Below are 24639 nucleotides of genomic sequence, written 5' to 3'. Positions count from 1 at the left end.
TGACGGTGGGCGGGCAACCGGGCAGGAGTCCCTGGCCGGGCACGCTGGCGGCCGGAACGGCGCTGGTGCTCGGAGCGTGGATGATCAACGAGGGCGGCGGCCACGGCCTGCCCCCCGCACCCACCGCCGCCCAGGCCCTCGCCGCCCCCGGCGCCGACGCCGCCCGCCCGGTCGTCCCGTCGCTGCCGCCCTCCCCGCCCACCCGGATCCGCATCCCCGCCCTCGGCGTGGACGCCCCCGTCACCGGCCTCGCCCTCGACCCCGACGGGCACCTCGAACCCCCGCCCCCCGCCGAGCCCAACCTCGCCGGCTGGTACCGGGCCGGCACCACCCCCGGCCAGCGCGGCACCGCCGTCATGGCCGGCCACGTGGACACCCGGCAGGGCCCCGCCGTCTTCTACCGCCTCGGCGACCTCCGCCGCGGCGACCACCTCGAGGTGACCCGCCAGGACGGCTCCAGCGCCCACTTCACCGTCGACGCCGTGGAGACCTACCGCCGCAGCGACTTCCCCGACCACACGGTCTACGCCGCCGCCCCCGACGCCCAGTTGCGGCTGATCACCTGCGGCGGCGGCTACCGCGAGCCCGAGGGTTACGACGGCAACGTCGTGGTCTTCGCCCACCTCGTCCGCGCCGTGCGGGCCTGAGCCGAGGACCGCGCCGAGATGACCTGGAACCCGCTCGACTGGTCGCTGATCGACGGCGCCATCCCGAACATCATCCTGGTGCTCGGGTTCGCCGCCCTCGTCGCCCTGGCCGTCTCCGGCCTCCCGCACTGGTGGACCGTCCGGCTGCCCTGCGCCCTGGTGGCCGCCGCCGTCCTGACCGTCCTGGTGAAGTTCACCATCGACGACTGGTGGCAGCCCTGGCCCGACGGCCTGCCCGACGAGGTCGCCTCCTGGGTCGGGCTCGCCGTCCTCGCCCTCTGCCTCGCCGTCGCCCGCCTGGTGCCCGCCGCCGGGGCACCGATGCGCTGGCGCACCCGGCTCGGCGTGATCGGCCTGGCCGTGGTGGTCGTGGTGATGGCCTCCTCGCAGGTCAACCGCTTCTACCAGGAGTACCCGACGCTCCGCGCCATGCTCTCCCCCGAGACCCATGCCCTGCCCACCGGCCGGGACCCGAACACCGTCGCCGTCCCGCCCGGCAAGACCCTCTCCGAGGTCTGGAAACGCCCCGCCGACCTCCCCGAGAAGGGCACCCTGTCCAGCGTCCCCATCCCCGGCACCAAGTCCGGCTTCCAGGCCCGCGACGCGTACGTCTACCTGCCGCCCGCCTACTACACCAGCCCCCGCCCGCTGCTGCCCGTCCTCGTCCTGATGGCCGGCCAGCCCGGCGAACCCGCCGACTGGGTCAACTCCGGCGCCCTGCAGACCACCATGGACTCCTTCGCCGCCGCCCACGACGGCCTCGCCCCGATCGTGGTCGTGGCCGACGAGACCGGGTCCACCTGGGGCAACAGCCTCTGCATGAACTCCAGGATCGCCCAGGCCCAGACCTACCTCGCCGATGACGTCCCGAACTGGATCAAGGACCACCTGCAGACCGGCACCGGCCGCGGCGCCTGGTCCATCGGCGGCCTCTCCCTCGGCGGCACCTGCTCCCTCCAACTGGCCGTCAACGCCCCCCAGGTCTACGGCTCCTTCCTGGACATCTCCGGCCAGCAGGAACCCACCCTCGGCAGCCACGAGCAGACCGTCCAGGAGGCCTTCGGCGGCGACGAGGCCGCCTTCAACGCCGTCGACCCGCTCCACGTGATGGCCCGCCAGCGCTTTCCCGACACCGCCGCCGCCTTCGTGGTCGGCAACAGCGACGGCGAGTTCGGACCGCAGCAGCAGAAGGTCTACAACGCCGCCGTCCAGGCCGGGATGAAGGCGAAGTTCGAGACCGTCCCCGGCGGACACGACTGGAACACCTTCCGAGCCGGGCTGGCGAACAACGTCCCCTGGCTGGCCCAGCAGACAGGACTCATCCGATGACCGACGCCGCCCCCGTCACCCCGCCCGCCGAGTACGGCGGCCGGCGCTGGCTGCGGCTGCTCCGCCTGCTCTGGGAGCGGCTGACCACCGCACCGCTCACCATCGCCCTGGTGATCGCGCTCTGGGTGGTCGGCGCCGCCACCGCCAGCCTCGACGACGGACCCGACCCCACGCTGCTCGCCCACGTCGGCGTCGGCCTCCCCACCCTGGAGGCCGGCCGCTGGTGGACCCCCTTCAGCTCCCTGCTGTGGTGCTCCGGCCCCGGCGCGTACGTGGTGATCAGCCTGCTGCTCGCCGTCATCGGACCGCTCGCCGAGACCCGGCTCGGCACCGCGCTCACGGCCGGCGTCCTGGTCACCGGCCAGGTGCTGGGCACCCTGCTGGGCACCGCCGTGGTCCGGGTCGGGGTCTCCGCCGACGTCGGCTGGATGAAGGAGATCGAGCACCAGATCGCGGTCAGTCCGGGCGCCGGCGCCTTCGCCCTCGCCGGGGTGCTCAGCTACCGGCTCACCGTGCTCTGGCGCCGCCGGCTGAGGCTCCTGACCGTCCTCGTCCCGCTGGTGATGATGCTGTACATCGGCCACCTGCAGAGCGTCCAGCGGTTCGCCGGCGCGCTGATCGGACTCGCCCTAGGCGCCCTGCTGCACCACAGGCTGCCGGCCCGGCCGCGGCGCGCCTCGCACGCCGAGACCCGGGTCCTGGTCGCCCTCTGCCTGGCCGCCGCCGCCATCGGCCCGCTCGTCGCCTCGCTCTACCAGGACGCCATCGGACCCTTCAACACCCTCGGCGACCTGTACTTCTCGCACGTCCCCTCCAGCGAGGAGATCCGGATCGCCTGCGAGCAGTCCGCCGACGCCTGCGCCCGCGCCCACTCGGTGGACCGGTTCTTCGACTCGCCCGGCCGGCTGATGGCCGCCCTCGTCCCCGTCGTCCTGCTGGTGCTCGCCGAGGGACTGCGCCGCGGGCTCCGGCTCGCCTGGCGGCTCACCGTGATCACCGAACTCGCCTGGATCGCGGTGCTCTGCTGGCTGCTCGCCCTCAGCTACGACGAGTTCGCCGACACCGGCGGCACCGGCTACCTGTTCGAGCTGATCGGGGAGGCGCTGCTGCTCCCGGTGGCCATGCTGGTGCTGCAGACCGTCACCCGGCGCAGCTTCGACCAGCGGCTGCCGCGCCGGGTGACCCGGCGGCTCGCCCTGGTGGTCGGCGGCGCGCTGCTGGTCAGCTGCGTGGCGTACGCCGGGATCGGGTGGCTGGTCCGGGACCAGTACCAGCCGCGGCCGGGCTTCGGGGCGTTCCTGGTCGGCCTGCCCTCCGAGCTCTTGCCGCCCTCGTACAACGACCTGCTGCCGGACTACCCGATCGCGGTCGGCGGCGGGGCGCGGTTCCTGGAGACCTACTGCGGGCTGTTCTTCTGGGTGGTGACCCTGGTGGCGCTGGTGCTGGCCTTCCGCCGGCCGGTGGTGCACGAGGACGCCGAGGCCGCCGAGCGGGCCCGGGAGCTGCTGGTGCGGCACGGCGGCTCGACGCTCTCCTTCCTCTCCACCTGGGACGGCAACCACTACTGGTTCGACGGGGACGGGAAGGCCGCCGTGCCGTACCGGGTGCTGGCCACGGTGGGCATGGCGCCGGTGGCGCTCACCACCGGCGACCCGTTCGGCGAGCCGGAGGCGCGGCGGCGGGCGGTCGCCGGGTTCGCCGCGTACTGCGACACCCGGGGCTGGACGCCCTGCTTCTACAGCTGCACCGAGCTGGTGCTGGACGTGGCGGAGGAACTCGGCTGGCGCTCGCTGCAGGTCGCGGAGGACACCGTGGTGGCGCTGCCCGACCTCGCCTTCACCGGGAAGAAGTGGCAGGACATCCGGACCTCCCTCAACAAGGCCGGCAAGCAGGGCATCACCGCCGAGTGGTACACCTACCGGGACGCCCCGATCGCGATCAAGGACCAGATCCGGTCGATCTCCGAGGAGTGGGTCTCCGACAAGGGCCTGCCCGAGATGGGGTTCACCCTCGGCGGCCTGGACGAGCTGGACGACCCGGCGGTCCGGGTGCTGGTCGCCGTGGACGCGGACCGCACCGTGCACGGGCTCACCAGCTGGATGCCGGTGTACGGGGACGGCGAGCCGGTGGGCTGGACGCTGGACTTCATGCGCCGCCGGTCGGAGGGGTTCCGCGGGGTGATGGAGTTCCTGATCGCCTCCGCCGCGCTGGGTTTCAAGGAGGAGGGCGCGCGGTTCCTCAGCCTCTCCGGGGCGCCGCTGGCCCGCTCCGACCGGGGCGGGGAGCCGACGGCGCTGCAGCGGATGCTGGACTGGATGGGGCGGGTGCTGGAGCCGGTGTACGGGTTCCGGTCGCTGCTGGCGTTCAAGGCGAAGTTCCAGCCGGAGTACCGGCCGATGTACATGACGTACCCGGACCCGGCGGCGCTGGCGGCGATCACCCGGGCGATCGGGAAGGCGTACCTGCCGCACATGACGCCGGCGCAGGGGGTGCGGCTGATGCGGAAGCTGTCGGTATAGGGCGGGGGCCGCCGTCACGGGCGCGGGCTCGGGCCGGTCAGGAGCCGAGGAGCGCGGCGAGGGCGCGGTCGGGGTCGAGGTGGTCGAACTCGCGGCCCTCGGGGAGGGCGTCCAGGGTGCGGGCGAGGAAGCGGCGCAGGTCCTCGGTGCGGAAGCGGACGAGGGCGGTGCCCTCGGGCGCCCGCAGCTCGACCAGGGTCCACTCGGCGCCGGGGCTCAGGTGCACGTCGCCGGCCCCGGCGGGGCCGCGCAGGCCCGCCGCCAGCAGCTCCCGGGCGAACACCCAGGGGACCTCCTCGACCGGCCCGGTCCCGGCGCCGCCGTCCGGCTCGCCCTCCAGGGCGTACTCGGCGGGGAAGAGCAGCCACACCGCCAGCGGGTCGTCCAGCCGGTAGCGCAGGGTGACCCGCAGCGCGGCGGAGCGGCGTGTGCCGAGGACCAGCCGGGCGCGGACGGCCTGCTCGACGACGACGGACGTGGACATGCTGCCTCCCGGTGCGGTCGCCGCCCCCGTGGCAGCCCCGCCGAAGGAGGAGACCGGCCGGGGCGCGGACCCTTACCGGGTTCGGCGGGATTCCTCCGTCCGGACCGGGTGATCCCGGTCACATCGGGGCCCGGAAAAGTGGTACCGGAATGACCCCACTGCTCCTACCATGCCGGGTATGGCGATGAATCTCCGACTGACCGAGGAACAGCAGGACGCCCTGCGCCGGCGCGCCGAGGAGGAGGGCCGGAGCATGCACGCGGTGGTGCTGCGGGCGATCGACCGCTACCTGGACGAGGAGTCCGGGCGGGAGGACGTGCGACGCCTGGGGGCGAAGTACGCGGCCCGGCACGCCGACCTGCTGAGGCGGCTGGGGGAGTGAGGTACCTGACAGTCCTGGAGATCCTGGAGCTGGCCGAGTACGCCTGCCAGGGCCAGGAGGTGGGGGTGCGGGACCTCGGGCTGGTGGCCTCCGCGGCGCACCGGCCGGGCTCGCAGATGTTCGGGGTGGAGGCCTATCCGGGGCTCTTCGAGAAGGCCGCCGCCCTGCTGCACTCGCTGGCCTCCAACCATCCGTTCGTGGACGGCAACAAGCGCACCGCCTGGATGGCGGCGGTGGTCTTCCTCGACCTCAACGGGGTCGACATGGCCGGGATCGACCAGGACGCGGCGTACGACCTGGTGGTCGGTGTGGCCGCCGGCGAGGTGGCCGAGGTGGGGGCGATCGCGGACCGGCTCAGCGGGCTCGCCGAAGGGGCGCGGCCCGGCGCGGGCTGAGCGCGGCGCGCGCCGGCAACGCTCCGCGGGCCGGTAGGCTGGGCGGGTTGTACGACCGCCGTCCGACCGCGGGCCGGGGCTTCCATACCTGCTCTGACCTGCGACGACCCCAATCGGAGACCGTGAGTACTGCCGCCTCCTCGCCGATGACCCCGCTGTTCTCCGACGTCGCGCCGCATCCGGCGCCGCACCCCGTGCACCCCACCGCGCCGCGCCCGTCGCAGGCCGGTTCCTCGCACCACCTCTCGCCCGCCTTCCCGGGCCGTGCCCCCTGGGGTACGGCCGGCAAGCTGCGCGCCTGGCAGCAGGGCGCGCTGGACAAGTACATCGAGAAGCAGCCCCGCGACTTCCTCGCGGTGGCGACCCCGGGCGCCGGTAAGACCACCTTCGCCCTCACCCTGGCCTCCTACCTGCTGCACAACCACCTGGTGCAGCAGGTGACGGTGGTCGCGCCCACCGAGCACCTGAAGAAGCAGTGGGCGGAGGCCGCCGCCCGGATAGGCATCAGGCTCGACCCGGCGTACTCCTCGGGACCGCTGTCCAAGGAGTACCAGGGCATCGTGGTCACCTACGCCGGCGTGGGCGTCAACCCGATGCTGCACCGGAACCGGACCGAGGCCCGCAAGACCCTCGTGATCATGGACGAGATCCACCACGCCGGTGACTCCAAGTCCTGGGGCGAGGCCTGCTTCGAGGCCTTCGAGCCGGCCACCCGGCGGCTCGCGCTGACCGGTACGCCGTTCCGCTCGGACACCAACCCGATCCCGTTCGTCCAGTACGAGGCGGGCGGCGACGGCATCCGCAAGTCGGTCGCCGACTACACCTACGGCTACGGCCACGCGCTGGCCGACCACGTCGTCCGTCCGGTGATCTTCCTCTCCTACAGCGGCAACATGCGCTGGCGCACCAAGGCCGGCGACGAGCTGGAGGCCCGGCTCGGCGAGCCGATGACCAAGGACCTGATCGCCCAGGCCTGGCGCACCGCGCTCTCCCCGCAGGGCGAGTGGATCCCGAGCGTGCTGCAGGCCGCCGACCGGCGGCTCAGCGAGGTCCGCAAGGCCATCCCGGACGCCGGCGGCCTCGTGATCGCCACCGACCAGAACGTGGCCCGCGCCTACGCCAAGCTGCTCCGCGAGATCAGCGGCGAGAAGGTCACCCTGGTCCTCTCCGACGAGGCCGAGGCCTCCCAGCGGATCTCCGACTACGCGGCGGGCACCTCACGCTGGATGGTCGCGGTCCGGATGGTGTCCGAGGGCGTCGACGTGCCCCGGCTGTGCGTCGGCGTGTACGCCACCTCGATCTCCACCCCGCTGTTCTTCGCCCAGGCCGTCGGCCGCTTCGTGCGTGCCCGCAAGCGCGGCGAGACCGCCTCGGTGTTCCTGCCGACCATCCCGATGCTGCTCGGTTTCGCCAACGAGATGGAGCTGCAGCGCGACCACGTCCTGGACCGGCCGAAGAAGGAGGGCGAGGGCCTCTTCGACGAGGAGGACCGGCTGCTCGCCGAGGCCGAGCGGGCCAACGACGGGCCGGACACCGCCGGCGGCGAGGAGTTCTCCTACGAGGCGCTGGGCAGCGACGCGGTCTTCGACCGGGTCCTGTACAACGCCATGGAGTTCGGCATGCAGGCGCACCCGGGCAGCGAGGAGGAGGAGGACTACCTCGGCATCCCGGGCCTGCTGGAGCCGGACCAGGTGCAGATGCTGCTGCAGAAGCGGCAGCACCGGCAGATCCAGCGCTCCAAGGCCAGGCCCGCCGAGGAGGCCGACCTGATCGAGCTGCCCGCCGAGCAGCGGCCGGTGGTGACCCATCAGGAACTGCGCGAGCTGCGCAAGGAGCTCAACGCGCTGGTCGCCGCCTGGCACCACCGCACCACCCAGCCGCACGGCACCATCCACAACGAGCTGCGCCGGCAGTGCGGCGGACCGATCACCGCCCAGGCGACGGCGAACCAGCTCAAGGCGCGGATCGGGCGGATCCGCGAATGGGCCACGAAGGGCTGACGTCGGCCAGCAGGAGCTGACTCCGGCCGGCCAAGGCTGACGCCGCACCAGTCCTTCGTTCCCGACCTGTCATCGACCCGTCCCCCGGTTCATCGGGGGGCGGGTCGTTCGTCATGTGATCGCAAAATAACCGTGGAGACATTGGTCTGATGATCCGCTAATCTTCCGCGTGCTGCGGCGCCTGACGATCTCTTCGAGGTGAGCGCCCCGGCACATCCATCGCATGACGAGACGGCCCTGTCCCGCCACGTGGTCCCGTCCGACCGTACGTCCGTGGCATGCCGTCACTAAGGAGTCGAACCAACCGTGTCCTACGCCAACCCCACCCCCGAGCTGTCCGACAAGTCGAAGGTCGTGGCCGGTCTGCTGCAGATCTTCCTCGGCGGGTTCGGCATCGGCCGCTTCTACACCGGCCACGTCGGCATGGGTGTCGCCCAGCTCCTGACCTGCGGCGGCCTGGGCTTCTGGGCCCTGATCGACGGCATCATCTTCCTGGTCAGCGACACCCGCACCGACGCCCAGGGCCGCAAGCTCCGCGGCTGACGTTGCGTCCGGGTTCGCGCCCACGCCCGCACCCCCGTCCCGGTGACCGCACCGGGGGCGGGGGTGGCGGCGTTCCCGGCGCGGCCGGCCCGTCGTCCGGGCCCATGTCCGGCCTGGCGTCCGGTCCGCGTGCGGAGCGGCTGCGGACGGCCGCGCCTCCGCTGGCGCTGCTCGGCGCCGGCCTGGCCGGGGCGGCCTACCTGTGGCCGCGGGACCCGCACCTGTCCGGCCAGTTCCTCCCGTTCTGCCCCTGGCGCCGGCTGACGGGCCTCCAGTGCCCCGGCTGCGGCGGCACCCGCATGGCGTACGACCTGCTGCACGGCGACCTGGCCGCGGCCTGGCAGGACAACGCGGCCCTGCTGCTCTCCCTGCCGCTGGTGGCGGCGCTCTACCTCACCTGGCTCCGGCACGGCCTGGCCGGACGCCGCTGGCGGCTGCGGCTCAGCCCGCCCGCCATCGCCGTGCTGCTGACCGCCGCGGCCGGCTGGACGATCGCCCGCAACCTGTTCTGAGCCCGCGCGCCGCGCCGGTGGCCGGATCTCGCGCTCGCCATCCGCTCCGAACCCGCTCCGAACCCGCTCCGAACCTGCTCGGATCACGCCCTGCTCGCGCCGGCGTGCTGCGGCGTGCGGTGGGTGCCTCCCCGGTCCGCTGCCCGCCCCCCTGCCCCCGGCGGGCCCTTCCGGGTCCGCTCCGGCGACCCCCGGCGTCGAGCCAGGTGTCCGGACTCCGGAGTGTTATCGAACTGGTGTTCCCTTTGTGGTGTCCTCTTGGGTGGTTTCGCCCGGATTTTCATTTCGATAACGCGTCGATCCCGATCGGATTTTGGACAACTACTTCCCCCGCGCCACTCCCGTTCACTACCTTTCCCCCACGCTCTCTCGAACCGACCACCCCGACCCGGGCAGAGCACCGCAGAACGACGTGGACGGCAATGGCGCCACCGCGTGCGTTCCAGCGCGGACACCCCACCTGCGCGCGAATTCTCCGTCCCGGCACCGGCACCACCGCCGGCCGGCGACCGTCGCGGAAAGGACTTGCGCGTCGTGACTGCTGAAACCTCCCAGACCCTGGACAGAGGTGTCCGGGTCCTCAAACTGCTCGCCGACTCCGAGCGCGGCCTGACCGTGACCGAGCTGGCCGCCCGCCTCGCCGTCAACCGGACGGTGGTCTACCGCCTGCTGGCCACCCTGGAGCAGCACGGTCTGGTCCGCCGGGACATCGGCGGCCGGGCCCGGGTCGGCCTGGGTGTCCTCCGGCTCGCCCACCGGGTGCACCCGCTGCTCCGCGAGGCCGCCCTGCCGGCCCTGCGCAGCCTCGCCGAGGACCTCGGCGCCACCGCCCACCTGACCCTGGTGGACGGCAACGAGGCGCTGGCCGTCGCCGTGGTCGAACCGACCTGGACCGACTTCCACGTCGCCTACCGGACCGGCCTGCGCCACCCGCTCAGCGAGAGCGCGGCCGGCCGGGCGATCCTGGAGGCCCGCAACTTCCCCGGCCAGCGCCGGCCCGACCAGGGCTTCGTGATCACCCGCGCGGAGGAGCAGTCCGGGGCCAGCGGCGCCGCCGCCGCCCTGCTCGGACTGAGCGGCATCGAGGGCAGCGTCGGCGTGGTGATGCTCAACGGTCTGGTGCCCGAACGGGTCGGGCCGCGCGTGGTCGAGGCTGCCACCGAGGTGGCCGACGCGCTGCGCTGACACGGCGCGGGCCGGGTGTGTTTGGATGCGGATGTGTCTCCTGCCAAGCTGCCCCCGGCCCTCACCGCTCCCAAGACCCGCGCGCTGGCGCTGTGCGGGACGCTGGTCGGCGTCCTCCTCGCGGTGGGGGCGTTCGCCCCGCTCCCGTACACGCTCACCCAGCCGGGCCTCACCGTGGACACCCTCGGCAGCTACAGCCCGCCCGGGAGCGGCGAACCGCCCCGACCGGTCATCACCATCACCGGAGCACCCGTCAGGACGACCAGCGGGCAGCTGCGCATGGTCACCATCCAGGCCACCAACCCCGGCCAGACGCTGACCCTGTGGCGGGCCCTGGACGCCTGGTGGAACCAGGAGGAGGCGGTGCTGCCCTCGGAGGCCGTCTACCCGGAGGAGGACCCGCAGGACGCCCACCAGGAGTCCGAGCGGCAGATGACCGAGTCGCAGGACAGCGCCACCCTGGCGGCCCTCAACTACCTGCACCTGTCGCCCGAGCAGGTCAAGGTCTCGATCTACCTCGGCGACATCGGCGGCCCCAGCGCCGGCCAGATGCTCGCGCTCGGCATCATCGACAAGCTCGACGGCGACGGCAAGGGCGGCGACCTCACCGGCGGCAAGGTGATCGCCGGTACCGGCACGGTGGACGCGCAGGGCCGGATCGGTCCGGTCGGCGGCGTCCCGCTGAAGACCCAGGCCGCCGCCCGGGACGGCGCCACCGTCTTCCTGGTGCCCCGGGACGAGTGCGGCGAGGCCCGGGTCAACACCCCCGAGGGTCTGCGGCTGATCCCGGTCACCACCGTCGAGGACGCGGTCGCCTCGCTCAACGCGCTCAACAGCGGCGGCAACGTGCCGAGTTGCGCGTCGTCCTGATCCCGGGCCCGGGCGGGCCGCCGGCCGCTCCGGCCACCCTCGGCCGCTCCGGCCACCCTCGGCCGCCCGGCCACTCACGGCCGCCCCGGTCACTCCCGGGCGGCCTGCTCCACCAGGGGCAGGATCCGGTACGGCACCGGGTTCTCCAGGGCGATGGCCGTGGAGGCCCGGACGATCCCGTCGAAGCCCACCACCCGGTCGATCACCCGCTGCAGGTCCGCGTTGGACCGGGCCACGATCCGGACCAGCATGTCGCCCTGCCCGGTGATGGTGTGCAGCTCCAACACCTCCGGGACGGCGGCCAGATGGGCCCGGACGTCGGAGCCCTGGCCCTGCGAGATCTCCAGCGTGGCGAAGGCCGTCACCGGATAGCCGAGCGCCCCCGGGTCCACCTGCGGGGCGAACCCGCCGATCACGCCCTTCGCCTGCAGCCGGTCCAGCCGGGCCTGCACCGTCCCGCGCGCCACCTGCAGCCGGCGCGAGCACTCCAGCACGCCGATCCGCGGTTCCTCGCTGAGAAGTCTGATCAACTTTCCGTCGAGCGCGTCGATGGCGTCGTTGGGGGAGTGCACGGCGGCTCCGTCCGATGGTCAAACTGTCCAGCTGCTGCCGCCATTTTCCGGCCACGGAGCGCAGCTTGCCCAGGAGGAAACGGAACAGTTGCGCATCGATCCGGCGACCGTCACCCTCCTGCACACCCCGTGGTGCCGGCCCCGCACCGCACCCGGGGCCAGGGAAGGCCACAGGGGAGGAGTGCCTTGACCCACATCTTCACCGCCGCTTCGACCGCGACCGCCGTACCGCCCGCCGCCGGAGCCCCCGACGGCTTCCGGCCGGTCGCCGGACCCGACGCCGTCCACCTCGCCGTCCACGACGCCCGCCGGGCCGCCCACTACTACTGCGCCACCCTCGCCCTGCCGTGCACCGCCTACAGCGGCCCGGAGACCGGCGACCCGGAGACCGTCGGCTACGTCTTCCAGTGCGGCCCCACCCGCTACGTGCTCACCTCGGTCCTCCAGGTCCTCACCGACCGCGGCCGCCGGCTCGCCGACCACCTCGACCGGTACGGCGAGGGCGTCACCGACCTCGTCCTGGACGTGCCCGACGGCTACGCCGCGTACGACTACGCCGTGGACCGCGGCGCCCACCCGATCACCGAACCGTACGAACTCACCGACCGCTACGGCACGGTGGTGCTGGCCGCGGTCGGCGCCCCCGGCGGCCTGCGGCACACCCTGGTCGAGCGCACCGCCTACAGCGGCCCCTACCTGCCCGGCTACCTGCCGGTCCCGCCCGAGCTGCGGCCGCCGACCGGCTCGCTGGTCTGAGACCTCCGCGGCGCCGGCCAGTGGCCCCCGGTCCGTGCGTCCGGTCCGTGCGTCCGGTCCGTGCATCCGGTCCGTGTGTCCGGGAGGGTCAGCCCGGGACGGTCTGGACGGTGGGCGGGTGGCCGTTCCAGGTGACGAACACCGAACTGGTGCGGTTCTCCTGGGAGAAGTCGATCCGCATCCAGTGGTCGCCGTGCCAGACCTGCATCTGCCAGCCCGGATCCGGGGTGGCCGAGACCAGTTGCGCGTCCTCGGTGCGGATGTCCAGCGCCACCCGGCCGCCCGGCACCCGGTAGCTCTTCACCGAACTGGTCGAACCGGTCGACCCGGTCGGCGGGGACGAGGTGGCCGGCCGGCCGGTCGCCGGGCCGGTCGGGCTCGCCGGAGCCGACGGCGAGCCGGCCGGGGAGGACGCCGAGGGCGAGGGGGAGGCCTGGGCGGGCGAGGCGGAGGCCGAGGTCTCGGCCGCCGGCTGGGGCGCGTCCGACGAGGTGTCAGGGCTCCGCTCGGCCGCGGGCGGCAGCGGCACCGCGGTCGGCTGCTCGAACACCGTGTCCGCCAGCACCGCGTGCACGCCGAGCCAGGACAGCGCCACCGCCGCCCCGGTGGCCGCCGCCCAGGCGCCGAGATGTACCAGTCCGCTCCGCATGCGGGCCCATCCTGCACCATCGGGGCCCGCGGCAGATCAGCGCCCCTGGCAATCGGCAGAAACCTTGCAGAAACGTTGCGGTCCGACTCCGCCCGGAAACCGGGTCCGCCACCCGAGGTACAGACCACCGCCCATCTGGCGTACCGTGCAGGCCCATGGCAACAGTGCTCGTGGTCGAGGACGACCCCTTCGTCCGCTCCGCCCTCATCCGCCACCTGTCCGAGTCCGGCCACGCCGTCCGCAGCGTGGGCACCGCACTGGAGGCCCTGCGCGAGGTCGCCCAAGTCGGTTGCGACCTGGTGATCCTGGACCTCGGCCTGCCGGACCTGGACGGCAGCGAGGCGCTCAAGATGATCCGCGGCCTGACCAACGTCCCGGTGATCATCTCCACCGCCCGGGACGACGAGGCCGAGATCGTCCGGCTGCTCAACGACGGCGCCGACGACTACCTGGTCAAACCGTTCTCCGGGGAACACCTCACCGCCCGGATGGCCGCCGTGCTGCGCCGCCTCGGCGGCGGCGCCGCCGCGACCCCGCAGGTGCTGAGAGTGGGCGGGCTGGTCGTCGACCCGCAGCGCCGGCAGGCCGTCCTCGACGGCCGCCCGCTCGACCTCACCCGCCGCGAGTTCGACCTGCTCGCCTACCTCGCCGCCCGCCCCGGCGTGGTCGTCCCGCGCAAGGAGATCCTCGCCGAGGTCTGGCGGCAGACCTACGGCGGGGACCAGACCATCGACGTCCACCTCTCCTGGCTGCGGCGGAAGTTGGGCGAGACCGCCTCCAACCCCCGCTACCTGTACACGGTGCGCGGGGTCGGGGTCCGGCTGGAGGCGCCCGGCGGGCCGGTGTGCGCGACATGACACCGCGTGAGGCCGGACCGCGTGAGGCCGGACGGCGTGAGGCGGCACCGGGCGGCGGTCCGGCGCGGGGTGCCGCGGCGCGCGGCGGTACGGGCGGGGGCGGTGCCGGATCCGGGGCCGGGACACCGCCGCAGGAGGGCGGGCCGCGCGGTCCGCGGCGGCTCACCCGGTCCCTGCGCTGGGCCCTCATCCGGGCCGCCATCGCCGGCACCACCATGGTCGCGCTCGCCTTCCTCATCCCGCTCGGCCTGATGGTCCAGCAGACCGCCCGCGACCGGGCGTTCACCGCCGCCGAACGGCAGGCCGCCGCCCTCGGCCCGGCCCTGGCCATCACCACCGAGCGGGACGCCATCGCCCGCGCCCTCGCGTCCACCGACGCCGGCGCCCAGGACCGGATCGCCGTCCACCTGCCCTCCGGGGTGACGGTCGGCGAGGCCCGCTCCACCGCCGCCGACCTGTCCACCGCCCGGATCCAGGGCCGCTCCTTCACCGTCGCCGCCCCCGGCGGCTTCGCCCTGCTCCAGCCCGTCGCCGTCGGTGAGAAGAACCGGGTCGCCGTGGTCGAGGTGTACGTCGCCGACGAGGACCTCACCCGCGGCGTGGCCACCGCCTGGCTGGTCCTCAGCGGCGTGGCCACCGCGCTGGTCGCCATCTCCGTCCTGGTCGCCGACCGGATGGGCGCCCGGATCGTCGGCTCCGCCCGCCGGCTCGCCGCCGCCGCCCGCTCCCTCGGCGGCGGCAACCTCGCCGTCCGCGTCCCGCTCGACGGCCGGCAGTCCGCCGGCGCACCCGAGGAACTCCGCGAGGCCGGCGCCGCCTTCAACGCCATGGCCGACCGCGTCGTCCACCTGCTCGCCGCCGAACGCGAACTCGCCGCCGACCTCTCCCACCGGCTGCGCACCCCGCTCACCGTGCTCCGCCTGAACGCCGCCTCGCTCGGCGACGGCGACGCCGCCGACGCCACCCGGCACGCCGTCGCCCAGCTGGAGCGCGAGGTGGACCAGATCATCCGATCCGCCCGCCGTGCCCCCGACGACGCCCCCGCGGTCACCCTGGGCTGCGACGCGGTGGAGGTGATCCGCGAACGGGTCGGCTTCTGGTCGGCCCTCGCCGAGGACGAGGGACGGTCCTGGAACCTGGCCGGCGCCGACCGGCCCGCCCCCGTCCCGGTCCAGCGCGGGGACCTGGCCGCCGCCGTGGACGCCCTGCTCGGCAACGTCTTCCGGCACACCGCCATGGGCACCGCCTTCTCGGTCGACCTGCTGGTCGGCCCCGACGCGGTGATCGTGCTGGTCGGAGATGGCGGACCCGGCTTCAGCGACCCCGCCGCCGCCATCGAACGCGGCGCCGGCCACGGCGGCGAGGGCTCCACCGGACTCGGCCTGGACATCGTCCGCAAGCTGGCCGAGGCCACCGGCGGCGAGGTCGGGCTCGGCCGCTCCGCGGTCCTCGGCGGCGCCGAGATCAGCCTCCGGCTGCAGACCCGGCCGGACGCCGGACTGCCGCGCCAGACCCGGCGCCGGGGCGGGCGGCGGGTGCCACGGCGGCTTCCCTGACGGCGGGCTGTTCTCGGGGCGGGCGGCGGGCCGGCGGGCCGGGGGTGCGGCGGGCCGCCGGGCGGTGGGCCGGGGTGCGGCAGGGCGGGTTCTCCGGCGGGTTCCTTAACGGCGTCCTAAGGGAGGTGTTCGACTGCCTGATCGGTCCGGTTCGGGCGGTTCGTCCCCGCTAGCGTCCGGGGTGCCGGGGCTGAGGGAGGCTCCGGCGTCCACCGTCCCCGCGGAGGTAACCCGACATGACGAGCCAGCCCACCCGACGCTCCGGCCACCGCCGTCGTAGCCGCAAGGGCGCCCTCCTCGGCGCCACCGCCGTCGCCGCGGCCCTGGTCGCCGGAGGGGTGACCGTCCTCGCCACCTCCGCCAGCGCGGCCTCGGTCGGCGCCGTGTACAGCCGGACCAGCACCTGGGACTCCGGCTACACCGGCCAGTACGTGGTCAACAACCCCGGCTCGAAGGCCCTGGAGGACTGGACCCTCAGCTTCGACCTGCCCGAGGGCGCCAAGATCTCCTCGCTGTGGAACGCCTCCTTCACCGCCTCCGGCCGGCACGTCACCGTGAAGCCGGAGAGCTGGAACAAGCGGATCGAGGCCGGCCGTACCGTCGACGTCGGCTTCGTCGTCCAGGGCAGCGGCGCCGCCCAGGCCGAGCCCGGCAACTGCAAGATCAACGACGTCTCCTGCACCGCCGGCCCCGCCCCCACCCCCAGCGGCCGTCCCACCGGCACCCCCACCACCCCCGCGCCCAGCCCGAGCACCGGCACGGCCTCGCCCAAGCCGAGCGCCACCGCCACCAAGCCCACCACCGGCCCGACCACGCCGACCCCGACACCGACGCCGACGCCGACCTCCACTCCGGTGCCCGCCGGCGCCCGCTTCGCGCCGTACGTCGACACCTCGCTCTTCCCGCCGTTCGACCTGGTCGGCACCGCCAAGGCCACCGGCGTCAAGAACTTCACCCTGGCCTTCCTGGTCTCCGGCGGCGGCTGCACCCCCAAGTGGGGCGGCGTCACCGACCTCGGCAGCGACGCGGTCGCCGGGCAGATCAACGCCCTGCGCGCCCTCGGCGGCGACGTCCGGGTGTCCTTCGGCGGCGCCAACGGCAGCGAGCTCGCCCTCACCTGCACCTCCGCGGGCGACCTCGCCGCCGCGTACCAGAAGGCCGTGGACGCCTTCGGCCTCACCAAGGTCGACTTCGACGTGGAGGGCGGCGCCCTCGGCGACACCGCCGCCAACACCCGCCGCGCCCAGGCCATCGCCCAGCTGCAGAAGACCGCCGCCGCCAAGGGCCGCCCGCTCGACGTCTCCTACACCCTCCCCGCGCTGCCCAGCGGCCTCACCCAGGACGGCGTCAACCTCGTCGCCAACGCCAAGTCCAACGGCGTGGACATCGGCGCGGTCAACATCATGGCCATGGACTACGGCGACGGCGCCGCCCCCAACCCGCAGGGCCAGATGGGGAAGTTCGCCATCGCCGCCGCCACCGCCACCCAGGCACAGGTCAAGAGCGTGCTCGGCCTCGGCGACGCCGCCGCCTGGGCCAAGGTCGCGGTCACCCCGATGATCGGCGTCAACGACGTCGCCAGCGAGGTCTTCACCGTCGCCGACGCCACCCAGCTGGCCGAGTTCGCCAAGACCAAGCACCTCGCCTGGCTCGCCATGTGGTCCGGCACCCGCGACAAGGCCTGCCCCGGCGGCCCGAAGCAGTTCGCCGACGCCAGCTGCAGCAGCATCGACCAGCAGCCGCTCGCCTTCACCCGCGCGTTCGGCGCCTTCACCGGCTGACGGCTCGGCGCCCGTCCGCGCTTCACGACCGCAGACGACCGCAGACGACCCCAGGACGCCCCGACCGCCGCCGTAGCCGGCCGACCCCGCGCCGGCAGGACTCCCGGACGGCGGGTGCCGGGGGGCACCCGCCGCCCCGGGACCGGCCCGGTACCGCCGCTCGACCAGTGGCGGCACCGGGCCGGTCCGGTAGTGTCGGCTGCCGGCCCACAGGCCAGGTCATCGGCGGAGGAGCAAGACGTGACAACGGTGCAAGAGGACCGCAGGGCGCCCGAGCGGCGGACCGAGCAGCCCCCTGCCCCGAACCGGGTGCTGGGCGCCCTCGCGGCGCCCGTCCGGGCGCTCCGCGACGCCCCCCGCCGCCCGCTGACCGCCGCCGCGCTGATCGCCCTGCTGTCGCTGCTCACCTACGCCACCGTCCGGCACTTCGTCGGCACCTCGATGGTCGACATGATCGTCTACCGGGCGGAGGGCGCCGCCGTCGCCCGCGGCGAGGACCTCTACGCGATCCGGGTCACCGAGTGGAACCTCCCGGCGACGTACCCGCCGTTCGCCGCGATGCTCTTCGTCCCCACCACCTGGTTCGGCATCGGCGTCCTGCGGGTCGCCATCACCGCCGGCAACGTCGCGCTCCTCGCCCTGCTCGCCCACCTCTCCTTCAAGCTGGTCGGCTGGCCCCGCCGCGACCTGCGCCCGGTGGGCGTGGTCCTCGTCGCCGGCCTCGGCGTCTGGCTGGAGCCCGTCTTCACCACCCTGCGGTACGGCCAGATCAACCTCGTCCTGGCCTGCCTCATCCTCTGGGACCTCACCCGCCCCGACGGACGCCGCAGCAAGGGCATCGCCATCGGCATCGCCGCCGGCATCAAGCTCACCCCCGGCCTGTTCGCCGTCTACCTGCTGATCACCGGCCGGATCCGGGCCGCCTTCGTCGCCGGACTCACCTTCCTCGGCACCTTCCTCCTCGGCGCCGCCGTCCTCCCCGACGCCACCTACGGCTTCTGGACGAAGTACCTCTACGACTCCACCCGGGTCGGCAAGACCGTCATCGTCGACAACCAGTCCGTCCGCGGCGCCGTCGCCCGCCTCCTGCACACCGAGAACCCCGGCACCCTCGCCACCCTGGCCGGCGCCCTGGTCGCCGTCGCCGGACTGACCGTCGCCGCCTGGGCGTACCGCAGCGCCCCCTGGCTGCGCCGCTCGGAGGCCTGGGGGGTCTGCTGCGCGGCCGTCACCGCCGTGCTGATCTCCCCGATCAGCTGGACCCACCACTGGATCTGGTGCGTGCCCGTCCTCGTGCTGCTCGCCTCGGAGGCCGCCCACGAGCACTCCCGGCCCGAGGGCGTCCGGCGGCTGCGCTGGCGGCCGATCTTCGCGGCGACGCTGCTGGCGTTCCTCTCCTTCGGCATGTGGATCGTCCCGCACAAGGGCGACCTCGACCTGACCCTGCCGGCGCTCAGCCAGTTCCCGGCCTCGGTGTACCCGATCACCGGCGTCTGCTTCCTGGCCGTCGCCGCGCTCCGGGTCCGCGCCCGCCGCAGGGCCGCCGGAGCACCGCTGGGCCGCTTCCCGCGGCAGCGCGGCGGGCAGGGCGGCGCCGGCGCCCGCGAGGCTCAGCAGGCCCCCGCGGCCCGCTGAGGCCCCGCGGCCGGCTGAGGCCCCGCGGCCGGACGGCCGGCGACGGGCGGTCGGTTCGCGACGGTCGCCGGGAGGTCCGGGCCCGTGCCCGGGTACGTGTCCGGGCTCATGCGAGGAGCTCGGCGAGCGACCCCTCCAGGTCCAGTGCCGCCAGCTCCGCGCCCGGCGGCACCAGGCGGTGCGCCCGGTCCAGCCAGGCCGCCACCTCCGGCAGCGGCGCCTCCAGCAGCGCCTCGCCCGCCGGCGAGCTCAGCGCCAGACACAGCACGCTGCGCCGCCCCGCCGTGGTCGGCCAGATCCGCACGTCCCCCTGCCCGCACGGGCGGAACGTTCCCTCCACCAGCAGCTCGCGGGCGAACACCCAGGTGACCGGCGAGCCGGTGTCCAGGTGGAAGGTGATGTGCACGGCGAACGGGTCGTGACTCCCGTACGACAGCCGCGCCGGCACCGGCACGCTCCGCTCCGGGGCCAGTACCAGGCTCAGCTCCAGCTCCTGCTCCACCACGCTCGTCGACCGCGCCATGACCGTCTTCCTCTCCGCTCCCGAGGCCGCCGTTCAGCCCCGGTAGCGGAGGAGAGCGCGCCCGGCGCGAGGTCTTACACACGTTTCCGCGAGAAGTCTTTTTCCGGTGAAACTCCGTGGAACCACGCGTACGAGGTACTACCCTTTGTGACTGTTCGGCGACTCTCCGCCGTGTCGCCACCGCTGGTGACTCGTTTGACCTGACCTGACGCGCCGCACGGATCCCACCGCCCGGCGCCCCTGCGCCCCGGCCACCGTCCTGCGGTACGAGCACCCGTGGCGCCGACACGAAAGTAGACGGAATGACGGACCGGCCCTTCGCGGGCGGCGAGCCGGCCTCGCACTCGGCGACCGCCGGCACCGTCGGCGACCACCCCACACCGGGCTACTACCCGGACCCGTCCATCCCCGGTTTCGTCCGCTACTGGGGCGGCACCGGCTGGGTGCCCGGCACCAGCCGGCCCACCCCGGAGCCGGGTGAGGTGCTGGAGCCGCCCCGGTTCGTCCACCGTCCCGCCGCGCCGCGGGCGGGCGCCCGACGGCCGGTGCCCGCGTCGTCCGGCGAGCCGGGGGGAGGGGCGGGCGGGGAGGGCGGCGTCCCGTCCGGGAGCGGTGACGGCGCTGCGGGTGGTGGTGGGTCCTCGGGGGACACCGGGCTGGTGTACTTCGACCAGACGATGGCCGGGACGGCCTTCACCATGGCCCCGCAGGCCGAGGTCGAACTCCGGCCGCGCGGCGACCTGGAGAGCTTTCGCGAGGTGGCGGAGGCGGCGGCCCCCCTGGCGGCACCCCGGGCGGAGCCGCCCGGGCTGGAACCGGCGCGCGGTCCGGTGGTGGGCGGGGCGGCACTCACCGGGACGTCCTACGAGCCGCAGCCCGGGACCACACCGCTGCTACGGCCGGGGGCGTTCCCCGAGCTGCCGCAGGGCCTGCCGCCCGAGGCCCGGCCGGTGCCACAGGGCGGGCAGAGCCCGGTCGGACCGGCCGGCGAGTCGGTCGTCGAGCCGTCCGTTGGGGCAGGTGGCGAGCCGGTCGTAGGGACGGGCGGGGAGCCGGTGGGCGCGGTGTGGTCCGAGGAGCCGCCGCCCTATCCGTGGGAGCGGGCGGACGCGGCGGCGGGGTTCGGGGCACTGCCGGCCGTGGACCCGGCCGTGGGCCCGGCCGACGTCCGGCAGGCCGACTTCGCCTTCGCCGCGACCGAGTCGGTGATCTCCGCGCCGCCGGAGGAGTTCGCGGGCCATCGCGCCGACGCCGGGACGCCGGCGACGCAGCCGTCCGCCGAGGTTCCCGAGCCCGTCGGGTACGCGGCGGAGGCCGGCGAGCCCGCCGTCGGTGCCACCTCCGGGACGGCCTGGCAGGCCGATCCCAGCGCCCAGCGCGGCCTGCTGGAGACGGGCGGCGCCCCACGCTGGGTCTCCTGGGGCGTCCTGCCCACCGGCGCCCAGCTCGCGGACCAGGCCGTCCCGGTCGAGCCGGAGCGTCCGCCCGTCGCCGCCGAGGCGTTCGTACCGGCGGCCGCGCCCGCGGCCCCCAGCGGTCCGACCCGGGTGGAGCAGGTGCCGGCTCCCGGGACGGCGGGGGATCCGGGTCGGAGTGCGGCGGCTGCCCCGGCGGTTCCCTCGGCCGGTGCCGCGGCGGGTGCCGCCGGCGTCGAGGCGGTGCCGCGGGCCCGCCGGGCGGCCGAGGTGCGCGGGTCCGCCGGGAGAACCGCGGAGTCCGGCAGGCCGGCGGCCCCGCAGGCGGCCCCGCAGTCGGTCACGGGTCCGGCGGCAGCGGGTCCCAGGGCGCGCGGCGGTGCCCGCACCATGTCCGGACGGCGTCGACCGACGCCCGCGCTGCCCACCGCCGGGCTGGGCCGCCGGCTGCTGGCACGGCTGGTGGACACCGCCGTCCTGGCCGTGGTCGCCGCCGCGGCCGCCGTCCCGCTGGCCACCTCAGCGCTCGGCCACCTGCAGCAGAAGGTCGCCGCCGCCGAGGCGGTGTCCCGGGTGAGGGGCCACCGGATCCAGGTCTGGCTGGTCGACCCGCTGGTGCTGGGCAAGGCGGGTGCGCTGCTCGCCGTGCTGGTGCTGTTCGGCTTCCTGTACGAGGTCCGGCCGACCGCGCGGAGCGGTCAGACCTTCGGCAAGCGCCTGGCGCGGATCAAGGTGGTGGACACCCGCCGTCCGGAGCCGCCCTCGGGCGCCCGTTCTTTCGTCCGATGGCTCGTCAGACAACTCGGGGTGCTGGTGCCGGTGGGCCTGCTGTGGCCGCTGTTCGACCGGCGCAACCGCCGGGGCTGGCAGGACCGTGCGGCGCGTACCCGGGTGGTGCGGATCTGAGGTCGGTTCGGGAAGGTCGGTTCGGAGGGAGGGGTCCGGGGGAGTGGTTCGGACAGGGCCGGCGGGAGGGCGCCGAAACACACCCGAACGGCACGAATCTCCCGGAATCGCCGCATTCCTGATGTTCTACTCGGGGCATGAGCACCAACGAGCCCTCCAGCCCCGAGCCGGAAGGGGGCGGCACCCCGCCGTCCTTCGACAAGCAGCCCCCGCCGGGCGGCGGCAGCCCGTACGACACCCCGCCCGGTTACGGCAGCTCCTATGGCGCTCCGCCCGGCGGTACGGGCGGCTCCCCGTACGGTGCCCCGCCGCCCTCGGGCGGCCACGGCAGCCCGTACGGCACCCCCGAGGGCGGGCCGGTCCCCGGGATGCCGCCGCTGGGCAAGTGGCTCAACCGGATCGTCGCCAAGGTGCTCGACTTCGTGATGATCCAGGCGATCGCGATCGTGGTCCTGCTGCCGTTCGCCCGGTTCGACAACCAGGACGGGTGGGTGGGCTCCACCTGGCTCGGCTACATCCTGTTCCTGATCTACGAGGGCCTGATGCTCAGCCGGGACGGCCAGACCCTCGGCAAGCGGCTGATGAAGGTCAGGGTCGCCATGCTGGTGGACGGCAGCCCGCCCAACCCGTCCGCCGCCTGGACCCGGTCCGCCACCTTCGTCGTCCCCGCGCTGATCTGCTGCGGTGCGCTCTGGTGGCCGATCGACGGGCTGTTCGGCGTCTTCGACAAGCCGTACCAGCAGTGCATCCACGACAAGGCGGCCAAGACGGTGGTGGTGACGACCGTCTGACGGGGCGTGGATGGGCGGGTGCGGGTGCGGGCTTCCGGGTCGGGTTCCGGGATTACGGGGTTGGGCCGCGGGCCGCGACCGGTGTCAGGTGCCGGTCGCGGCCCGCGAGTCTGTGCGGGCGCCCGTGTCGTTCGGGGCGCCGCTGGTGGTGCCGGCCCTCGGCCCTGACGACTCAGGTCCGGTGGGCGTACTCCGGCTGCGGGTACACCGGAGCGCCGGTGTCCGCGCGGTCGCCGGGCGGCCCGTCCGACGCCCCCGCGCCGGCCGGGGAGCGCCGTTGGGCGGCCGCGGACGCCATCAGCAGCGTCGACAGCGTCCCGAGGGCGACGGCGAACATCACCAGCACCGCGACCTCGAACGCCTCGGACGAACCGGAGACGGCGAGCAGGGCCACCGTGGTGGCGACGACGATCAGAGTACCCGTCAGGAGTTGAGCGGTGGTTGGGCGCGGCATGGCGGTCAGTCCTTCGCGCGGGGGTCGGAGTCCGTGATGAAGGTCTACCCATGACGGTGGGTCGGTAAGTCCAGCCTAACGGCCCGGCGGCGGTATCTGGAGGGGCATACAGGGCGCACGGACTCACGGTCACGCTCCGCGGACCGCGTTACACCCGCCGGTTGCCGGGCCACCGGGTGCGAGCCGCCGCACTCCCGGTGCGGGTGGGGCGGCGGATCGTCCGTGGTGATCGATACGGTGGGGCGGCGACCCGGCGTGCTCGGGTCGCACTCGAACGCCGCGTGCCGGCATCGGCGGCGCCGGCCGTATCGGGTGTGTCCGGGTGTGTGCTGGGCGTGGTGATCGCCCCGAACGCCCCGGAACACGCCGAACGCACCGAACGTACCGAACGCGCGTAACGTACCGACCGAACTGACCGGGGGAGACCGAGAACGTGACCGCACCCGTGACCGTCCCGGCCGTCGTGCCGGCCGACTGGCCGACCACCGAGGCCGAGGCGCTCGCCGAACAGCGGCGCCTGCGCCCCCTGGTCGCCGCCCGCGGCCCGGCGCCCGAGCCCGTCGCGGGCACCCTGGTGGCCGGCGTCGACGTCGCGTACGACGACGAGCGCGACGTGGTCGCGGCGGCGGCCGTCCTGCTCGACTACGCCACGCTGGAGGTCGTCGAGGAGGCCACCGCCGTCGGCCGGGTCGCCTTCCCGTACCTGCCCGGACTGCTGGCCTTCCGCGAACTTCCCGCCGTCACCGCCGCCCTGGACGCCCTCACCCGCAGCCCCGACCTGGTCGTCTGCGACGGGTACGGCCTCGCCCACCCGCGCCGCCTCGGCCTCGCCAGCCACCTCGGCGTGACCACCGGCCTGCGGACGATCGGCGTCGCCAAGAACCCCTTCACCTTCGCGTACGCGCTGCCCGGCGGGCGCCGCGGCGACTGGACCCCGCTGCTCGACGGCGGCGAGGAGATCGGCCGCGCCGTCCGCACCCGCGAGGGCGTCAAGCCCGTCTTCGTCTCCGTCGGCCACGGCATCGGACTCACCGAGGCCGTCACCGTCACCCTCGCCCTCACCCCCGCCTTCCGCATCCCCGAGACCACCCGCCGCGCAGACTCCCTCTGCCGCCGCGCCCTCGCCGAGGCCGTCGCCCCGGGCGGGACCGGAAGGTGACCATGACGCCCGTCGCCCAGCCTCGAACAGGCGCGGGACGCGTACGGACGGAGTGCCGCCTTGACGTGGGTCACAAATCGGCGGCTGCGGCCGGAGGCGGCGTTCTGACGACGCGTGGCATGTGTTAGACATAGAGGTTGGAGCAGTGTTAGGGCGTATCGCAGCAACGGGGTACGGGGGAGGTACGAGGACGTGAGCACGGGGACCGGATCGACCGGCGGCTCCGGCTACCGGATCGAAGTCGAGAGCCTGCGGGCCTTCGCGACGCAGGTACGGGGCCTGCTGAAGGAGTTCGAGGACGGGGCGGGCGGTAGCAAGGCCTACGGGCAGAGCGGGGTGGCGCGCAACGCGTTCGGAGGTTTCGCCGAGGCGGAGGCCCTCTATACGAAGTACGAGGAGATGCGGGATGGCCTGCGAGCTGTCCTCGACGCTGTGCATGCAGCCATCGACGAGGCGCACCACAAGGCCGACCTGACCGCAGCCAACTACGAGGAGCAGGAGGACGAGGCTTCTCGCGGACTCAAGATCGGCAACGACGGCTGGTCGGTCGCCAACCCGTCTGCCGCCAGTCGCGCGATCTACGGCTACGGTGCCGCCAGCACTCCGACCTCGAAGCCCTCTGCGACTCAGTCAACTTCGAGTAGCAATGCGCCGCAGCCGTCATGGTAGATCCAGCCGTCCCAGTGTGGGACAGCCAGCTTGAGGTCAACTTCGGGACG

At 74.2% G+C, this 24639-nt stretch carries 24 protein-coding genes; 19 read left to right on the top strand and 5 right to left on the bottom strand.

Annotated elements, in window-relative coordinates; genetic code table 11:
• The first annotated feature begins 80 nt into the window (after positions 1-80).
• Genes ABWK59_RS13305 through ABWK59_RS13295 form a run of 3 tightly spaced genes read left to right on the top strand, consistent with a single transcriptional unit; the run spans position 81 to position 4495 of the window.
• Complete coding sequence (locus tag ABWK59_RS13305) at positions 81-647, top strand: class F sortase (RefSeq protein ID WP_354644939.1); 567 nt, start codon at positions 81-83, stop codon at positions 645-647.
• An 18-nt stretch (positions 648-665) separates the two neighbouring features.
• Entirely contained in the window at positions 666-1976 is a 1311-nt protein-coding gene (locus ABWK59_RS13300; RefSeq protein WP_354640764.1) for an alpha/beta hydrolase, read from the top strand.
• Entirely contained in the window at positions 1973-4495 is a 2523-nt protein-coding gene (locus ABWK59_RS13295) for a bifunctional lysylphosphatidylglycerol flippase/synthetase MprF (RefSeq protein WP_354640763.1), read from the top strand. The genes ABWK59_RS13300 and ABWK59_RS13295 overlap by 4 nt, the downstream gene beginning before the upstream one ends.
• Positions 4496-4532: 37 nt before the next feature.
• On the opposite strand, the gene ABWK59_RS13290 is transcribed toward ABWK59_RS13295, so the two are convergent.
• Positions 4533-4979, bottom strand: a complete 447-nt coding sequence (locus ABWK59_RS13290) for an SsgA family sporulation/cell division regulator (protein ID WP_354640761.1) — start codon at positions 4977-4979, stop codon at positions 4533-4535.
• A gap of 184 nt (positions 4980-5163) precedes the next feature.
• Between ABWK59_RS13290 and ABWK59_RS13285 the strand changes: the two genes are divergently transcribed.
• The 7 genes from ABWK59_RS13285 to ABWK59_RS13255 all read left to right on the top strand — a co-directional run bounded on the left by ABWK59_RS13285 (position 5164) and on the right by ABWK59_RS13255 (position 10866).
• Positions 5164-5361 (top strand): Arc family DNA-binding protein, encoded by a 198-nt coding sequence (locus tag ABWK59_RS13285; RefSeq protein WP_354644938.1) that lies wholly within the window; start codon positions 5164-5166, stop codon positions 5359-5361.
• On the top strand, positions 5358-5756 hold the full coding sequence (locus tag ABWK59_RS13280; protein ID WP_354640760.1) for a type II toxin-antitoxin system death-on-curing family toxin: 399 nt from the start codon (positions 5358-5360) through the stop codon (positions 5754-5756). The genes ABWK59_RS13285 and ABWK59_RS13280 overlap by 4 nt, the downstream gene beginning before the upstream one ends.
• A gap of 146 nt (positions 5757-5902) precedes the next feature.
• Complete coding sequence (locus tag ABWK59_RS13275; protein ID WP_354644937.1) at positions 5903-7756, top strand: DEAD/DEAH box helicase; 1854 nt, start codon at positions 5903-5905, stop codon at positions 7754-7756.
• A 306-nt stretch (positions 7757-8062) separates the two neighbouring features.
• The gene (locus tag ABWK59_RS13270; RefSeq protein WP_354640758.1) at positions 8063-8299 is read left to right on the top strand and encodes a TM2 domain-containing protein; all 237 of its coding nucleotides are present in this window, start codon (positions 8063-8065) and stop codon (positions 8297-8299) included.
• Between the two features lie 104 nt (positions 8300-8403).
• Positions 8404-8811, top strand: coding sequence for a DUF2752 domain-containing protein (locus ABWK59_RS13265; protein WP_354640756.1), 408 nt, complete (start codon positions 8404-8406; stop codon positions 8809-8811).
• Positions 8812-9345: 534 nt separating this feature from the next.
• The gene (locus ABWK59_RS13260; RefSeq protein ID WP_354640755.1) at positions 9346-9996 is read left to right on the top strand and encodes an IclR family transcriptional regulator; all 651 of its coding nucleotides are present in this window, start codon (positions 9346-9348) and stop codon (positions 9994-9996) included.
• Between the two features lie 33 nt (positions 9997-10029).
• A complete protein-coding gene (locus ABWK59_RS13255; protein ID WP_354640753.1) occupies positions 10030-10866 on the top strand; it encodes a S16 family serine protease in 837 nt (278 codons plus the stop codon).
• A gap of 89 nt (positions 10867-10955) precedes the next feature.
• Here the strand turns inward: ABWK59_RS13255 and ABWK59_RS13250 are convergent, their stop codons facing one another.
• The gene (locus tag ABWK59_RS13250; protein WP_354640752.1) at positions 10956-11438 is read right to left on the bottom strand and encodes an Lrp/AsnC family transcriptional regulator; all 483 of its coding nucleotides are present in this window, start codon (positions 11436-11438) and stop codon (positions 10956-10958) included.
• Positions 11439-11624: 186 nt separating this feature from the next.
• On the opposite strand from ABWK59_RS13250, the gene ABWK59_RS13245 reads away from it, so the two are divergent.
• The gene (locus ABWK59_RS13245) at positions 11625-12194 is read left to right on the top strand and encodes a VOC family protein (RefSeq protein ID WP_354640750.1); all 570 of its coding nucleotides are present in this window, start codon (positions 11625-11627) and stop codon (positions 12192-12194) included.
• A gap of 88 nt (positions 12195-12282) precedes the next feature.
• Here ABWK59_RS13245 and ABWK59_RS13240 read toward each other — a convergent pair whose 3' ends face one another.
• Entirely contained in the window at positions 12283-12843 is a 561-nt protein-coding gene (locus ABWK59_RS13240; RefSeq protein WP_354640749.1) for a hypothetical protein, read from the bottom strand.
• A 155-nt stretch (positions 12844-12998) separates the two neighbouring features.
• Here ABWK59_RS13240 and ABWK59_RS13235 point away from each other — a divergent pair, with 155 nt between their 5' ends.
• The 4 genes from ABWK59_RS13235 to ABWK59_RS13220 all read left to right on the top strand — a co-directional run bounded on the left by ABWK59_RS13235 (position 12999) and on the right by ABWK59_RS13220 (position 18672).
• Positions 12999-13700, top strand: coding sequence for a response regulator transcription factor (locus ABWK59_RS13235; protein ID WP_354640748.1), 702 nt, complete (start codon positions 12999-13001; stop codon positions 13698-13700).
• 173 nt (positions 13701-13873) lie between these two features.
• A complete protein-coding gene (locus ABWK59_RS13230) occupies positions 13874-15256 on the top strand; it encodes a sensor histidine kinase (RefSeq protein ID WP_354644936.1) in 1383 nt (460 codons plus the stop codon).
• Positions 15257-15492: 236 nt separating this feature from the next.
• Complete coding sequence (locus tag ABWK59_RS13225) at positions 15493-17037, top strand: cellulose binding domain-containing protein (RefSeq protein WP_354640746.1); 1545 nt, start codon at positions 15493-15495, stop codon at positions 17035-17037.
• A 240-nt stretch (positions 17038-17277) separates the two neighbouring features.
• Positions 17278-18672, top strand: a complete 1395-nt coding sequence (locus ABWK59_RS13220) for a glycosyltransferase 87 family protein (RefSeq protein ID WP_354640744.1) — start codon at positions 17278-17280, stop codon at positions 18670-18672.
• 106 nt (positions 18673-18778) lie between these two features.
• Here ABWK59_RS13220 and ABWK59_RS13215 read toward each other — a convergent pair whose 3' ends face one another.
• On the bottom strand, positions 18779-19195 hold the full coding sequence (locus ABWK59_RS13215) for an SsgA family sporulation/cell division regulator (RefSeq protein WP_354640742.1): 417 nt from the start codon (positions 19193-19195) through the stop codon (positions 18779-18781).
• 302 nt (positions 19196-19497) lie between these two features.
• Here ABWK59_RS13215 and ABWK59_RS13210 point away from each other — a divergent pair, with 302 nt between their 5' ends.
• Together ABWK59_RS13210 and ABWK59_RS13205 are read left to right on the top strand one after the other, a co-directional pair.
• On the top strand, positions 19498-21516 hold the full coding sequence (locus tag ABWK59_RS13210) for an RDD family protein (protein ID WP_354640740.1): 2019 nt from the start codon (positions 19498-19500) through the stop codon (positions 21514-21516).
• 137 nt (positions 21517-21653) lie between these two features.
• Positions 21654-22307 (top strand): RDD family protein, encoded by a 654-nt coding sequence (locus ABWK59_RS13205; protein ID WP_354640738.1) that lies wholly within the window; start codon positions 21654-21656, stop codon positions 22305-22307.
• Between the two features lie 172 nt (positions 22308-22479).
• Here the strand turns inward: ABWK59_RS13205 and ABWK59_RS13200 are convergent, their stop codons facing one another.
• Positions 22480-22761, bottom strand: coding sequence for a hypothetical protein (locus tag ABWK59_RS13200; protein WP_354640736.1), 282 nt, complete (start codon positions 22759-22761; stop codon positions 22480-22482).
• Between the two features lie 433 nt (positions 22762-23194).
• On the opposite strand from ABWK59_RS13200, the gene ABWK59_RS13195 reads away from it, so the two are divergent.
• Positions 23195-23920 (top strand): endonuclease V, encoded by a 726-nt coding sequence (locus ABWK59_RS13195; RefSeq protein ID WP_354640735.1) that lies wholly within the window; start codon positions 23195-23197, stop codon positions 23918-23920.
• A 192-nt stretch (positions 23921-24112) separates the two neighbouring features.
• Positions 24113-24589: a hypothetical protein gene (locus tag ABWK59_RS13190; RefSeq protein WP_354640734.1), complete on the top strand. Its 477-nt coding sequence runs from the start codon at positions 24113-24115 to the stop codon at positions 24587-24589.
• Positions 24590-24639: the final 50 nt, after the last annotated feature.

The sequence above is a fragment of the Kitasatospora sp. HUAS MG31 genome (assembly GCF_040571325.1).
Classification (GTDB): Bacteria; Actinomycetota; Actinomycetes; order Streptomycetales; family Streptomycetaceae; genus Kitasatospora; species Kitasatospora camelliae.
The sequence above is the reverse complement of the archived record's forward strand: the minus strand, read 5'-3'. Positions and strand labels throughout refer to the sequence as shown.